Source organism: Paenibacillus ilasis (assembly GCF_043195395.1).
GTDB lineage: Bacteria > Bacillota > Bacilli > Paenibacillales > Paenibacillaceae > Paenibacillus_AQ > Paenibacillus_AQ lautus.
In genome coordinates this window covers 2,927,322-2,942,495 of sequence record NZ_JBHDJG010000001.1, presented here as the reverse complement: position 1 = coordinate 2,942,495, position 15,174 = coordinate 2,927,322, and the positions used below count along the sequence as shown (strand labels likewise).

General features: G+C 47.4%; 14 protein-coding genes. 10 read left to right on the top strand and 4 right to left on the bottom strand.

Annotated features, from left to right (window positions below):
- Positions 1–54: 54 nt before the first annotated feature.
- From ACETK5_RS13395 to ACETK5_RS13380, 4 genes are read right to left on the bottom strand one after another with little or no spacing between them, the layout of a single operon-like run.
- A complete protein-coding gene (locus ACETK5_RS13395; protein WP_394056154.1) occupies positions 55–1,293 on the bottom strand; it encodes a Ger(x)C family spore germination protein in 1,239 nt (412 codons plus the stop codon).
- Between the two features lie 32 nt (positions 1,294–1,325).
- On the bottom strand, positions 1,326–1,535 hold the full coding sequence (locus ACETK5_RS13390; protein WP_394056153.1) for a CLC_0170 family protein: 210 nt from the start codon (positions 1,533–1,535) through the stop codon (positions 1,326–1,328).
- On the bottom strand, positions 1,532–2,626 hold the full coding sequence (locus ACETK5_RS13385; protein ID WP_394056151.1) for a GerAB/ArcD/ProY family transporter: 1,095 nt from the start codon (positions 2,624–2,626) through the stop codon (positions 1,532–1,534). Before ACETK5_RS13385 ends, ACETK5_RS13390 begins: the two co-directional genes overlap by 4 nt.
- Positions 2,627–2,628: 2 nt before the next feature.
- Entirely contained in the window at positions 2,629–4,263 is a 1,635-nt protein-coding gene (locus ACETK5_RS13380) for a spore germination protein (protein WP_394056150.1), read from the bottom strand.
- 170 nt (positions 4,264–4,433) lie between these two features.
- Here ACETK5_RS13380 and ACETK5_RS13375 point away from each other — a divergent pair, with 170 nt between their 5' ends.
- The 10 genes from ACETK5_RS13375 to ACETK5_RS13330 all read left to right on the top strand — a co-directional run bounded on the left by ACETK5_RS13375 (position 4,434) and on the right by ACETK5_RS13330 (position 15,148).
- Positions 4,434–5,099: a GntR family transcriptional regulator gene (locus ACETK5_RS13375; RefSeq protein ID WP_394056148.1), complete on the top strand. Its 666-nt coding sequence runs from the start codon at positions 4,434–4,436 to the stop codon at positions 5,097–5,099.
- Between the two features lie 19 nt (positions 5,100–5,118).
- Positions 5,119–6,810: a dihydroxy-acid dehydratase gene (gene ilvD / locus ACETK5_RS13370; protein WP_394056146.1), complete on the top strand. Its 1,692-nt coding sequence runs from the start codon at positions 5,119–5,121 to the stop codon at positions 6,808–6,810.
- A 246-nt stretch (positions 6,811–7,056) separates the two neighbouring features.
- Entirely contained in the window at positions 7,057–7,755 is a 699-nt protein-coding gene (gene ric, locus ACETK5_RS13365) for an iron-sulfur cluster repair di-iron protein (protein ID WP_394056144.1), read from the top strand.
- Positions 7,756–7,913: 158 nt separating this feature from the next.
- Positions 7,914–9,368, top strand: coding sequence for a benzaldehyde dehydrogenase (gene yfmT, locus ACETK5_RS13360; RefSeq protein ID WP_394056142.1), 1,455 nt, complete (start codon positions 7,914–7,916; stop codon positions 9,366–9,368).
- An 18-nt stretch (positions 9,369–9,386) separates the two neighbouring features.
- A complete protein-coding gene (locus ACETK5_RS13355; protein WP_394056140.1) occupies positions 9,387–10,256 on the top strand; it encodes a methyl-accepting chemotaxis protein in 870 nt (289 codons plus the stop codon).
- Positions 10,257–10,587: 331 nt separating this feature from the next.
- A complete protein-coding gene (locus ACETK5_RS13350) occupies positions 10,588–11,244 on the top strand; it encodes an SGNH/GDSL hydrolase family protein (protein WP_394056138.1) in 657 nt (218 codons plus the stop codon).
- A 252-nt stretch (positions 11,245–11,496) separates the two neighbouring features.
- A complete protein-coding gene (locus ACETK5_RS13345; protein WP_394056136.1) occupies positions 11,497–12,156 on the top strand; it encodes a type 1 glutamine amidotransferase domain-containing protein in 660 nt (219 codons plus the stop codon).
- A 180-nt stretch (positions 12,157–12,336) separates the two neighbouring features.
- Positions 12,337–13,218, top strand: coding sequence for a LysR family transcriptional regulator (locus tag ACETK5_RS13340; RefSeq protein WP_394056135.1), 882 nt, complete (start codon positions 12,337–12,339; stop codon positions 13,216–13,218).
- Positions 13,219–13,488: 270 nt separating this feature from the next.
- Positions 13,489–14,370 carry a diaminopimelate epimerase gene (locus ACETK5_RS13335; protein ID WP_394057429.1) on the top strand — a complete coding sequence of 294 codons (882 nt, stop codon included), beginning with the start codon at positions 13,489–13,491 and terminating at the stop codon, positions 14,368–14,370.
- The gene (locus tag ACETK5_RS13330) at positions 14,351–15,148 is read left to right on the top strand and encodes an SAM-dependent methyltransferase (protein ID WP_394056133.1); all 798 of its coding nucleotides are present in this window, start codon (positions 14,351–14,353) and stop codon (positions 15,146–15,148) included. Before ACETK5_RS13335 ends, ACETK5_RS13330 begins: the two co-directional genes overlap by 20 nt.
- Positions 15,149–15,174: the final 26 nt, after the last annotated feature.

Genomic DNA, 15,174 nt, shown 5'->3' with positions numbered 1-15,174 from the left:
GGCGGATGATTACCCGCTCCTTAAATTTCGGTATTCTTATGACAAACGGCACCATCATTCTGCCTTCATCCCGATTCTTCGAACTTTGGACGTTACACGGAATTCAAAGGTTACGTTTTTATAGATTTCACTCCATTGTTCCGCGGATTTAACATGGCTATTCCAATAGGATGGTTTTCTGGCACGTACCAATTCGCCGAATCCGAATATATCGGATTCTTTTTTTTGCGTCTTTTGGACTAATCCGATTAATAATTGTTTAACGGAATGCTCGTTCTCGCGTGCAATTTCCTCCAGAATTTTCGAGTGATTGATCGGGATGGTATCCGTGTTTTTTTCTTCGACATTAATCTCCGTAAGCGCCGTGATCGTAAAATGGGGAATACCGTTCTTAATTTCGACTTTGATATCCGACTCCCGGTTCGTAGCATGGATCGTTACTACCTGAGAATCGTCTCCTAAATGAATGATTCCGCGGTATCCTGCGGGACTAATTCCCTTGATGACCAGGTATCCGGCAATTTCAAACGGTTTTGTCACGCCAACCAATTTGGCGCCTTTAAAAAAAGCCATTCCGCTGATTTCCACGTTATCTCCCTTCATAATTTTGATATAAGGCAGAAATCCTTCCTGACCTTTCTTTGAAGAATTGCTCCAGAACGTCCCAATGTAGTTACTCGGAAATTTGCCTTGTTTTACGGCATCGTCCAATGTGGACGCTAGATACAGCGCAGGGACACGCTCCAATTTAGGTGCTGCCTGCATATGATTTTTTGCCTTCCCTTTCGACACCATCAACCAGGCCATACGGCGAACTTCCGCGTTACGGTGAAGATAGTCGTTCAAATTCTGTAATCCTTTTCTGGCAAACTCTTCCGATACGACAATGACGCGCAGATGACCAAAAAACAATTTTCCGGATATTTGCTGCTGTAAATTCATCATGGCGTCGTCGACCGTGTGTCCTACAACATCAAGCACCCACACGGTTTCTTGCTCACTTTGTCCCGAACCGCCGCCTTCACCTGGCCCGAGCGGTATTCTGCCGGGAAGAGCAATTTGCACGGATAGTTGGATTAATTCCTGTTTAGGTGCCGGGTACTTCCCGCGAAGATGAGATATTTCATCCTCGCGTGCCTCAGCATCCTTATCCGCCGTATCGATCGATATTCCCAGAACGACAGCACGCTCTTCAATCTCCATCCGATCCCAGCAGCTTGTTAGGAGTGAGCAGGATAGAAGAAGGACGATCATGAATTTTACGTTTAGGCTAACGCTTATTCTTTTCCTCATTGAAATCCTCCTAAACTTTGTAACATGCTCACTCACACTAGGACTTTGACAAGTATGACACTTAGAAACAATACCGTTCCGATCACGATATGGATCCAGCCCAGTATACGAGATACCTGTTTTTCCTTGGCCATGTTCGACTGTTCATACTTATATTTATCGATGAACAGATTGAACATGCCGGATAACACCCAGATCAGGATGGCGACATCCAAATAACCGCTGTATAGATTTCCGATCATTTGGACGCACCTCTTTTTTTACGCAGCATGGCGATGATAAGCAGCACTCCAGGATATACGATCGTTATCAGCAGACCGTATTTGGCGATCAAGCTGTTCACTTCATTCAATTGAATCAAGCTTTGGGGCAGCATGGCCAGAACGAACAGAATGGGGAGGATGAAAAAGGACAGCATCCCATGATCCGCTAATCGGAATAACTTGCTTATCGAGTAAATCGTAAAGTAGTAGCAAGAGAACAAGGATGTAAAGACAGCCGTTACCCAGACGGCTAGAAAGACTGCATCCAAGCGTTCCAGTATATTGGCAGGTAATGAAGTTGCTTTTGCCAGCTCCAGCGTCGGCCATAACAGCTTCTTTGTCTCTTCCGCCCCAAACACGCTGACCGTTGCCGTGACGATTAATATATACAGCACTCCGGTAATCAGCATTGCCCATATGCTGGACCGCATCGCTCTTTCCGGTTTGCACATGGCAGGAATGACCATCATTATAATGAAGTATCCCTGGAACATAGTGGACAACGTAATAATGCCTGCCGGTATTCCTCGAATTTCGTTCCCTATTACAGGGAGAACATTAATCATGTCCGCGTTTTTTAACGACAGGGCAACGATCAACAGCGCAGGAATTAGGATAAAGGGGCTGTAAAATAAGTGAATGTAAGCAAAGGTCATGATATTTCGGCGTGAAGAAAAAGCAGCCAGGAGCAGCATGACCAATACAGTGACCTCGAGTGGCGTGTTTTTCAATACGGCTGTGACAACGACCTCTCCGAATTCTCTTGCAACAAGAGAGCTTAAGACAGCAAAGAAAAGAATCGACAGAAGACTTCCGATTCTCCCGAGCCATTTGCCGATGATAACCTCGCTATACTCGATGTAAGAGTCATTCGGAAACCGCATGCCAAGCCGGGTCATGAAAAAAAGTCCGACAAACGCTAGCAGCATTCCCAAAAAAGTGACTAGCGGAGCTCCTGCATCCGCGGCCTTCACCGCAGCTAACGGAAGTGCAAGAACGCCTACTCCAACGATGGTGCTGATCGTAACGGCAGAAGCCTGCAAGACAGTGATTTGGTGCTGTTCTTTCATCGTTAACGCCCTTTCTCGTCGTTAGGATGGACGGGATCCATAATATGGGATGAAGAATGATCCACCTGTTCCTTCATTTGATCACCCATTCTTGTCTTGGTAAGCGGATGGAGAAAGGAAGGCCGGTTCTTCATTTTCCACAACGGCCCACGGGTCAGGAGATCACGCATGCCTTGAAAGTTGCCAGGCACAAATGGGCTTAAGTACGGGACCCCGAACGATTTAAGTGACAATAAATGATTGGTGATCAAAATGATTCCGACCATGACACCATATAGACCGAAGATACCGGCTAAAATGATCAGCGGAAAACGAAGCAAGCGAAGAGCCAGAGCCGCATTGTAGGCCGGCGTTGCAAAAGAGCCGATAGTCGTTAAAGCGATAATAACGACGGTGATCGGGCTTGCGAATCCGGCCGCTACAGCGGCTTGCCCGATGACAAGCACGCCGACAATGGATAATGCCCCGCCTACCTGTTGCGGCAAGCGTATGGTTGCTTCCCTTAAAACCTCCATCGAGATTTCAATGACAAGCACTTCGATCACGGCTGGAAAGGGTACGCCCGCACGCCCGCCAGCAACGGCGACCGCAAATTCTGTGGGGATCAGCTCCGGATTAAACGAAATAATCGCCACATACAGCGAGGGAAAAACCAAGGAAAATACTAGAGCAACCAGACGGGACATTCGGATCGCACTCATCAGGACGAAGCGTTCGGTATAATCTTCAACGGTCTGATAGAACTGGCTAAACACCGTAGGCGCGATTAAGGCCAGAGGGGAGCCGTCCACTAAAACGGCGACTCTTCCTTCCAGCAAATTCGCCACGACTTTGTCGGGGCGCTCGGTATACTGGATTTGTGGAAAGGGAGACCAATGGTTGTCTTCGATGAATTGCTCCAAATAACCTGAATCCAGAACAGCGTCGATTTCAATGGCATCCAGCCGCTTTTGTACTTCTTTTATGATTCCGGGATTGGTTATGCCGTCCATGTAACACAGGGCAACTTTGGATTTGGTCTTCGTTCCGATCTCCATGGATTTCACTCGAAAATCCGGCGTTTGCAGCCGATAGCGGAGTAGAGAAATATTAGTCCCCAGGGACTCTATAAATCCCTCTCTGGCCCCGCGGATGACCTGTTCCGTCGCCGGCTGCTCAATAGAGCGCTGCGTGGTCTGCCGTGTGTCAATGATAATCGCCTCGTCCAGCCCTTCAATGGCTACGACGGATTGCCCCCTTAGCAGGTTGTCGGTAAGAACGGATATTTTTCTTTCCGTATAACCCTCGCTATGATAAAGCGTATCTTTCATTATGGTTTTCATTAACGCATCATGCGGGAGGTTATGAACATCGATATGGCGCGGCCCATATTTGAGAGGCTTCAATATCGTGTTATTGATAACGGCATGATCCGTCATATCGGAGAAATATAACAATACAGCCGGATGCTGGCCGAACACATGGAAGCCATATACCATAAAATCGTCACTATCACCCAGGACTTGCTTGATTTCGGATATGGTTTCTTCCAGGTTCACCGATATGTCCATATCCTCTGAGTTCTTCCCATTTGGATTGACAGAAATATGATCGCTATTGTTGGGTTGGTTCGAACCCGCCCATGTGGAAAATGACATTGTACCAACACCTCTCCTGATTCAACGGGCTCACAGCATTTGGATATTTTGCTTAAGTATTTCCTCCGGTTGTTATTTTTATCAATGGAAGCAGTCTGAAATGTGTTGTATTTAATATATGAATGCGATATATTGCATATAACAAACATGAATAGTAAGGATGATAAGCGATGCCAGTACCTAAGAATTTTGTCTCTCCAGTTCGGATGACTGCAAAGGAAAGAGCCTTCTCCCAAATTCAACGATGGATTATCGATGGCACGCTGCAGCCCGGCGAGAAATTGCTCGACGCCGAATTGGCGGAATCCCTTGGCGTAAGCCGGACGCCTATCCGGGAAGCTTTTCAATTGCTCGAAGTACAAGGACTCGTGTCCACGCACCCTGGGAAAGAAACAAAAGTTACGGCCATTGAGAGGGAAGATATCTTTAAGATGTATTCGACCATGGCTGCTCTTCAAGCATTAGCTGCCGAAGTGACCGCTACCCTTATTGTTCCGGAGCAGATTCAGCAATTGCGGGCGATGAATCTGGATTTTGAAAATGCCATGAAGAGCGGGCAAGCTTATCAAGCCATGGAGATGGATGAACAGTTTCATAACTTCATCGTAGAGCTCTCAGATAATCCTTATGTCGCTGCATATAGTGCTTCTCTACAGATGCATATCCGGCGGTTTAAGTACGTGTTCTTAAAACAGCCGATCGCGGCTGCACAGGCTTCTGTCGATGAGCATGCATCGATTATCAGCGCTTTCGAGCAGAAAGACAGTGATCGGGCACAGGCCATGATGAAACAAAATTTTATGCGTCCGATGCAGGAACTCCATGAGTTGCTTTAAATAGAAGGGAGAGGGAAGAATGTCAGACAAAAAAGATTTACGCTTTCGCAGTAAGGTAATCAGCGAGGGTGTCAATCGGGTACCGAATAGAGCGATGCTGCGGGCTGTTGGTTTTACGGATGAGGATTTCAAGAAACCGATGATTGGCGTAGCCAGCACTTGGAGCGAGGTGACTCCGTGCAATATGCATATAGACAAGTTAGCCTTAGAGGCCAAGCAAGGGGTCCGCAACCATGGCGGCGCTCCGCTTATTTTCAACACGATCACGGTTTCGGATGGCATTTCAATGGGACATGGCGGCATGCTGTTCTCCCTGCCCAGCCGTGAAGCCATCGCGGATTCGATTGAGATTGTAACGGGGGCCGAACGTTTCGATGGTCTTGTGGCGATCGGCGGTTGCGACAAGAATACGCCCGCCTGCCTGATGGCGATCGGACGGATGAATCTTCCTGCGGTTTACGTTTACGGCGGCACGATACAACCCGGGAAGCTCGAAGGTAAGAACGTGGATATCGTCACGGCTTTCGAAGCGGTCGGGCAATATCATGACGGAAAAATGACGGACGATCAGCTCCATAAGGTGGAATGCAGCGTCTGCCCGGGACCGGGCTCTTGCGGGGGCATGTATACAGCCAATACGATGGCCGCGGCGGCAGAAGCCATGGGGATGAGCCTGCCCGGTTCCTCCTCCACGCCGGCTATTTCACCTGACAAAGCAGCGGAATGCGCTGCGGCTGGAAGGCAGGTCATATCGCTGTTGGAGCAAGAAATCTATCCCAGAGACATTATGACGAAAAAGGCATTTGAGAATGCGATAACGGTCGTCATGGCTTTGGGCGGTTCAACCAACGCGTTCCTGCACTTGCTTGCCATTGCTCATTCGGTAGGCGTTGATTTGACGTTAGACGATTTCGAGCGAATCCGTTTGCGCGTTCCCCACCTTGCAGATCTGAAGCCGAGCGGTCGACATGCCATGCAGGACTTAAACGAAGTCGGCGGCATACCGGGCGTCATGAAATTATTGCTGGCCGAAGGACTTCTGCATGGCGATTGTCTGACGGTCACAGGCAAATCATTGGCAGAGAATCTGGCGGAAGCAGCGCCGTTACAGGGAAGCCAGGAAATTATACGCCCCATCGATAAGCCGCTGAAGCCGAATGGGCCATTGGTTGTATTAAGAGGCAACCTCGCACCTGAAGGTGCGGTTGCCAAAATGTCGGGCATGAAGAAGCTCCGATTTGTCGGACCGGCCAAGGTGTATGACAGCGAGGAAGAGGCAACCGAAGCGATCCTGAGAGATGAAATACGCAAGGGCGACGTGTTAGTCATTCGTTATTGCGGTCCAAAGGGCGGACCGGGGATGCCGGAGATGCTGTCGGTCACGGCCCTCATTGTAGGAAAGGGTCTCGGCGGGGAGGTTGCGCTGATAACGGACGGCAGGTTCTCTGGCGGTTCGCATGGGTTCGTAGTCGGTCACGTATCGCCTGAAGCACAGGTAGGTGGGCCGATCGCACTGTTGAGGAATGGAGACATGATCACCATCGACAGTGAAACGCAAGAAATGACATTCGACGTATCGGATTCCGAATTGGCTGCAAGGGCACAAGCATGGCACCAGCCTCCACTCAAAGTATCCACGGGCGTATTATACAAGTATGCAAAATTAGTGTCCTCAGCATCTAGAGGTGCGGTTACTGACTCTGCAGAATAAGGGAATGCACAGTCTGATATATGGCTGTAGCTTAACAAGCTCTTGCGATTTCGCAAGAGCTTGTGTCATTGGGCCCTCCCCGACGATTTCTTATCGGATTCCCGTAGTCCTTCCGATACTATCGTTCACATAGTGTTACATTTCAGTATGACTGCAATCACATATGCGGGGATGGGAGTTTCTTATACTTGAGTTGTAAGAGTGAAAAAGTTCACAAACACGTATTTAGTCTAGGGAGGTTTGAATATGAGTTCATTCACGCTTCAGAGCCAAGTATCCGATATTGTAACATCCATCCCGCAAACCGCGGATTTATTTCGATCCCTCCGCATCGATTTCTGTTGCGGTGGCCAGGTGCCTTTGGAAGAGGCGGCCAAGCAGCGTTCGTTGGATCCAGCCGCCGTCCTGGAGGAAGTTTGGTCCGTGGAGAGCAAGTTTGCCAATTACCAGGAAAGCCGTCCTGCTTCACTGAAGGAATCCGAATTGATTGATCACATCCAACAAAAACATCATGCCTTCCTGCGTGATGAATTACCGGCATTAACGCCATATGTCACGAAATTGGCCCGTGTGCATGGAGAGCATCACCCCGAGCTTCTTCGAGTGCAGGAGCTCTTCTCGGAATTGAAAAAGGAGCTGTTGGAGCATACGAAGGACGAGGACGAGCTTGTATTCCCGCTCATTTTGAAGTTTGTAGCAGATCCCAGCCACCAAGCGGCAGCAGAGCTTAAGCCGCATGTATCCGAACTGGAAGATGAACATGCTCATGCCGGCAGCTTGCTGCAGGAGCTGAGAGACGTAACATCCGATTTCGAGCTTCCGGCTGATGCCTGTGGTACGTATCGGCTGGTCTTTCAACGGTTAGCCATGCTGGAAAAGGACACCTTCGAGCATATCCATCTGGAAAACAACATATTGTTTGAGCGGTTGCGCCAAGCGGTATAGCTTTGATTAATACCCCTTCTTCACTAGGTGAGGAAGGGGTATTTCATTGCCATGCTCTGAGAGGAAGAAGAGGTCAAAGAAAATTCACTTAACAATTACCTGTATTTAGTCGATAATTATATAGATCAGTTGGAATTATTCGACACAGGAGGGTTCATATGGATTATTCGAAATTAGGAAAGCAATTCATAGGCGGGCAATGGCGAGACGGCAAGAGCGGTAAAACGCTGCCGGACATTAATCCATATAATGATGAGGTCATTACCGCATTTCAAATCGCGAGCGTTACAGACATCGATGATGCATATCAAGCTGCCTATCAAGCTAAGCTGGAATGGGACAAGGTTAATCCTTACCATAAACGCGATATCCTTGAAAATGCTGTTAAATATATTGAATCGCATGAGGAAGACATTTCGTCCATTATTGTTCAGGAGCTGGGCGGAACGCGTCTGAAGGCGGCATTCGAGATCGGCCTTGTGAAAAATATGATTAAGGAAGCGGCTACGTTCCCCCTTAGAATGGAGGGAAAGATTTTACCTTCCACAGAGGATGGCAAGGAGAACCGCCTGTATCGGATTCCGGCTGGCGTGGTTGGGGTTATCAGTCCGTTTAACTTCCCTTTCTTCTTGTCCATGAAGTCCGTCGCCCCTGCACTGGGTGCCGGCAACGGCGTCGTGCTGAAGCCGCATGAGGATTCGCCGATTACGGGCGGAACCCTGATCGGCAAGATTTTCGAAGAAGCGGGTATACCGAAGGGCCTGTTGAATGTTGTGGTAACAGATATCAAGGAGATTGGCGATGCATTCGTCGAGCATCCGATTCCGAGAATCATTTCGTTCACGGGTTCGACCAAGGTCGGAAGCCATATTGGCCAGCTGGCCGTCAAGCACTTTAAAAAGCCGCTGCTGGAGCTCGGCGGGAACAGCGCGTTCATTATCCTGGAAGATGCTGATATCGATTACGCGGTACAAGCGGCAACGTTCAGCAGATTCACGCATCAAGGCCAGATCTGTATGTCGGCCAATCGGATTCTTGTACAGAAATCGATCTATCAGGAGTTTTTAGATAAATACAAAGCGAAGGTTTCTACCTTGACAACAGGTGATCCGAGCAATCCGCAGACCATTATCGGCCCCGTCATCAACCATCGGCAGGCAGAAACACTGGAGAAGCTGATTGAGAAGGGCATCGAGCAAGGCGCAGTTCCACTGGTGCGAGGGAATATCACCGGCAGAATGGTGGAGCCTACCGTCCTCGTCAATGTCAAGCCGGATATGGAGGTAGCACAAGAGGAGTTGTTCGGCCCGGTTGTGTGTATCATCCCGTTCGAAACGGAAGAGGAAGGAATCGCAATCGCCAACGATACACGTTTTGGGCTTAGCGGGGCTATTCACACCTCCAATCTTGAACGTGGGGTTGAAATGGCGAAGAAGGTCCATACAGGCATGATCCATGTCAATGATGTCACGATTAACGACGAGCCGATTGTAGCATTTGGCGGAGAGAAGCAGTCGGGGTTGGGTCGTCTGAATGGGCAATGGAGCCTGGATGAATTTACGACCATGAAGTGGATATCGGTTCATTACGGACAAAGGAAATTCCCGTATTAAGGGTTGGGGGAGATAGGCATGAATAATGTGACTGAAGAGCAAACACAGCATGAGCTGATCCGTGCTTTTGTAAAGGTAGCTCCATTGCTGAAAAGTCTTACGAATGATGACATCACGATCGGCATTTATGATAGGGAGAAGCTGATCATTAATATTCCGGGCAAAACCTTCTCACTGAATGTTAGCCCGGGAGACCCGCTGGTTGAGGGCGATATTGTCACCAATGCGATTCGAAATAATACACCTTTATCGGCTGTCGTTCCGAAAGAACTGTTCGGATTTCCGCTAGCTGCACGCGCGATCCCGCTGCACGACGAACAGGGCAGGGTTATCGGCGGTGTCGGCATGGGGACAAGTCTTGAGAAAGCGAACGCGCTGTTTGAGATGGCCGAGAGTTTTTCCGCAATTGTCGAACAGACCACCGCATCCATTGAAGATATCAGCCAATCGATTGCTCACCTGACCGAACGTGTAACCGACGTAACGAACCAAATGACGGACGTCAGCTCCAGCGCGCAGCAGATTGGGAAGATCTCCAGCGTTGTTAAGGAGATTTCGGATCAGAGCAGCATGCTAGGTCTTAATGCTTCGATCGAAGCGGCAAGAGCGGGGGAAGTCGGAAGGGGCTTCTCGGTTGTTGCCGATGAGATTCGGAAGTTAGCGACAAGCTCCAAAGAGAACGTGGATCAGATTAATGGCATTACGAAGAACATTCAGGAATTTTTGCAGCGGTTGAATCATGCTTTTTCCGATATCCATACCCTAACCGATACCCAGTCAAGGACGATCCAGGAATTCTCGGCAACGATCCATGAGATTAGTATCAAAGCAGAGGAGCTAGCGCAGGTTGCTGAAGAAAGCCTGTATGCCAAAGAAAACAAGCAATAGAAAGTCAGAATCTCCTGTTATACTTTAACTTTTATATACAGGCGCCAATAAAGCAGAAAAGCAGAAATGCATCGATGATGTATTTCTGCTTTTTGTTAGGTAAACGATATCTCCTTTTTGACCAAAGGACATGAGCAATTCACGCAAACCTATGATGATCCGGTTCATTATCTAATGTTGATATGCTTTTTAAGCCAATCGATAGGGTATTTTCGCTTCGCTGCATGGTTTATCATCAGGTAAAGGGTAGTTTTGAAAGTAATAGCATGCAACGAAATCCAAGCTCCGTATAGCTCTCAGGAAGCTATTGGAAGAAAGGTGCAGTGAAGTGATGACAAAGACAAGCAAAACCGTACTGTTTCAAGGCGACTCCATAACGGACGGGAATTGGGGGCGCGACAACGACCTTAATCATATCCATGGACATGGCTATGTCTATCTGATTGCCGCAGAGCTGGGATTTGAACTAGCGGAAAATCGACCTCAGTTCATAAATCGAGGGATTAGCGGCAATCGTGTCTCGGATTTGTACGCGCGTTGGAATGAAGATGCAATTAGTCTGCGACCTGACCTGATCAGTATGTTGATTGGAGTTAACGACGCAGGTCGGATCATCGAAGGCTCGCCAAGCGGTGCTACCGACAGGTTCGAAAAAGCCTATCGGAACATACTGGAGGAAACGAAAGAAGTGCTTCCACAGACGGGGCTGGTGTTATGTGAGCCATTCGTGCTGAAAACGGGCGCCACCGTGCAAAATTGGGACAAATGGCGTCAACGGTTGGATGAATATAGCCTAATTGTCCGGCAATTGGCTCAAGAATATGAAACGCTGTTTGTCCCACTGCAAGAAGCGTTTGATCATGCGGCAAAACGATCAGGCGCCGAATATTGGATATGGGATGGCATTCATCCCACGACAGCCGGGCATCGATTGATCTCACGTGAATGGCTGAGGGTCGTCCAGAATAGCCCATTGGCTGTTCGTTGATAAAGGTATATAATCATGATCTTTGTCGTGAGTTCACAGATAACCCAGTCAGTTCTGTTCTCAGATGCAACTCTTTCGCCGTGAGGTTGGGGGAGTTTTTTTCTTGCACTGAAGTGGACTCAACAATGGGTCGGTAGATCGATCTATAAATATAATTATGGAAGCACTATAATAACCTAATTTGTCTTATCGAGTAACGGATTGTAGAATAATCTCTGTAAACAGCCAACAAAATAAGGGAGGAAGAAAAAAATGGAGAAAAGCATACTGATTGTAGTTACCAATCATTCAGATATACAAGACCGAAGAAAAACGGGCATCTGGTTATCAGAGTTCGCTGAAGCTTATATTGAGTTTGTTAACAATGGCTATCAGGTTACCGTGGCAAGTCCACTCGGCGGACAAAGTCCAATCGATCCGAACAGCGTGAATGAGGATACCCCGAAGGATATATGGGAAGCAGCAGTACACCTTGAAAACACGGTTCGTATCCGTGATGTTTCTGCAAATGATTTCGATGCTGTTTTCCTGCCGGGTGGGCATGGAACGATGTATGACCTGCCGGATGAACAAATGCTTCATCAATTAGTCCGTGACTTTTATGAAGCTGGAAAAATAGTCGCTGCAGTGTGTCATGGTCCTGCGGGATTGACAGGAGTCACATTATCGGATGGACAGCCCCTAGTTGCTGGGAAACGGGTGAATGCTTTCACAGATAGGGAAGAGGCGGAAACCGGACTAAGCGAAATTCTTCCTTTTCTACTTGAAAGTAAACTTCGGGAACTGGGAGCCGTTTTTGTGGCTGCGCCAAACTGGACTATACATCATGAAGTTGACGGGAATTTGATTACAGGCCAGAATCCTCAGTCTACCCTGGCAGTGACCAAAGCTGTTATTGATAAACTCGGCTAAGAAGCATGGAGGCTGCTGCTTGTATAAAGTAGTGGCCTTCATGCTTTTCTTTTGTATAAAATGAGTAGGAAATCATTCTTTACAGAAAACAAGCCGGTATCGAAAAGCGCAGCATGGACCGACATTGCGCTGATATTAGGGGCATTCACGATTGTATCTATATGCAAAGGGGGAAGAATAATGGTGGATTTTGAATGGTACCGAAGTTTTATCAGTATCTATAAACATAGATCCGTATCGGAAGCCGCCAAAACTCGGTTAATGACTCAACCCGCAATGAGCCAGCATCTTGCCGCATTGGAGGCCGAGCTGGGCGAAACATTGTTTACGAGAACCTCAAGAAAGATGGTTCCGACCGAGAAAGGAAAAGAACTTTATACTCAAGTGGTTCCGCTGATCGAAGCCTTGGAAGAAGCAACGCAAACATTCATGATGAACACTTCTGCAACAGCTCCCGTCATCCGAATTGGGACAGCCCACGAATACTTTCGGGAGAATCTTGCTCCCCGTTTGGGAAAGTTTCCGTTTCGAATGATTGCTCAATTTGGCGTTGCCTCACATATTTTGGAGTTATTATTGGAAGAAAAGGTTGACATAATCATAACGTCCCAAAAAATATCTGCCCCCGGCATTGAATATATCCATTATGTTCAAGAAGAGTTTGTGCTGGTTGCACCTTATACCTTTAAAGAAATCAACTTCGAAGATCCCGACCGGTTCGAGGCCTGGCTGTGCGCTCAAGATTGGATCAGCTATGGCAGTGATTTACCGATTATACGCAGATTATGGAGGGAGCACTTCAAGAAAAGGCCACATATGCAAATCATGCACGTTCTGCCGGACCTTCATTCCATATTAGCCGCGATAGAACACGGTTCGGGAATAAGTGTCCTCCCCACTTATATGCTGGAAAAACCATTACACAATCATCAGGTAAAGATCATCTTTCCTTCGTTCAAGGTAAGCAACGAGCTGTATCTGGCTTATCCTATCAAATTTCGAAACCTTCCTATAGTGAAAGCAATGATTGAAGCGTTGCGAAAAAATCACGATACGTCGTGAAGAGACCCGGAACAAAAAAACACCATATAACTATCTAAACCGCTGATTCGATACGGAATTCAGTGGTTTTTTTGTTAGGTCAAATGGGGAAATCAAATACGATATCAAGTCTTACCGGAATGATGCTAATGCAAAATCCATGGAAATAATTGTTGACTATTACAAAATGCCATGCTATATTCTTTTCAGTTTAAATCGTAATAATTACGATTAAAAAATTGGTCAAGCCAACTACCATCATTCGGCGTAGAGGGGAGCCCGTGTTACGTGATGAAGCAGAAGATCAATTTTGTGAAATGTAATCCGACGCAAAATATGACGATTCTAATTAACACCATGCTTCCGTCCGATGAACATAAACGCATTGCTTCTAAAATTATGTCATATGACAACGTTTATGCTGAACAAGTTGGTTTCATTGTGCCATCCATGAACCAGGAAGCTGACGCGTTACTGCAAATGGCGGGAGGTGAATTTTGCGGTAATGCCTGCATGGCCTTGGCGGCATACCTCGCTGAGCTGCAGGAGATGAATCGTCATGAAACAACCGAGTTTCGATTAGAGGTTTCAGGAGCTGAGCAATTAGTGGCATGCCGCATAACAAAAAACAGGGAGGATTATCGCTGCCGGGTCAACATGCCGCTCCCGGTGAAAATGGATCAAACGGTTCTTCAGGAAGGGGGGGCCCCTGTTAACGCGGTTGCCGTCCGGTACAGCGACTTTATTCATTTCGTGATTGAAGTGGAACACATCGATGCAAATATGAAGAACCAAATGTTATCCTTGGCCAAGCGCATCGGACCATTTGTAGATACAAGCATGCTTGGGATTTTGCTATACAATACCAGTTCAAGTCAGCTAACACCGCTTATATACGTCCCGAAGTTGAATAGTGCGGTGTGGGAAAGAGGGTGTGGCTCCGGTACGGCTTCCATAGGCGCTTACTTAGCCTGGAAGAATAGGCGCAATATCGAAGCTCATATCCATCAACCTGGCGGGACGATGCTTGTAAAGGCACTGTATGACCAGGACCGACTGACCCATCTGGAAATCGAAGGTTCCGTTGGAATCGTAGCACAAGGCACAGCGTTTATTGATATGGATTTTAACCTGTCTGTGGGAGAGGATATTCATGAAATTAGCAACGTTTGAGCAATCCTTACGTGATTACTTAACTAGGTTTGAGTACTTCGCTGACCGATTCGATTATTCTCATCGTCATCGAACCGAGCTGGAACGTCTAATTGACCAATACTCGGCGTTTATTACAGACGAAACGAACATCAAAGTATGGGATGAACTGGAGCAACAGGGGATCGGCCGAATAAGCGATCTGATCGATGGACTAAGAAAAAATTCGGCGCGCTGCGTCGCGATCCTGGAGAAATATCGTGCGCTCAAATTGCAAAAGGGAGATACGGAGATCACCGATTATTTCAAAAATATCGAGGATTGCATCGAGAAAGAGTTTGGAAGTTTCCTGATCACTTCTAAATCGAGAGTGTTGCTGGTTGGCTCTGGCTCTTTCCCGATGACGGCGCTATTGATCGCAAAGCGTACAGGTGCTCCGGTGGTCGGGATCGACATTGATGTTGAGGCAATTGAGCTTGGTGAGAAGGTTGTAGAGAAATTGGGTCCGGGGTTGAAGATCCGTTTGGAAAAGACATCGGTTGAATTCCTAGATGATTTGAAAGAGATCACCCACATCATTTTTAGCTCGACGGTGGCTGATAAGTACGCGTTGTTGGAACAGTTATATCCATTGACCAATGAACAGGTTGTAGTCGCCATGAGGTATGGAAACCGATTGAAGTCTTTATTCAATTATCCCATGAAAGAGACGAATGATCGCAAATGGGAATTAGTGGATAACGTACTACGCCGAGACGATATATTTGACATTGCTTTATATAAAAAAATCATAGCTTAGCTAACGGTAACCGAAGTGAGGTGTCT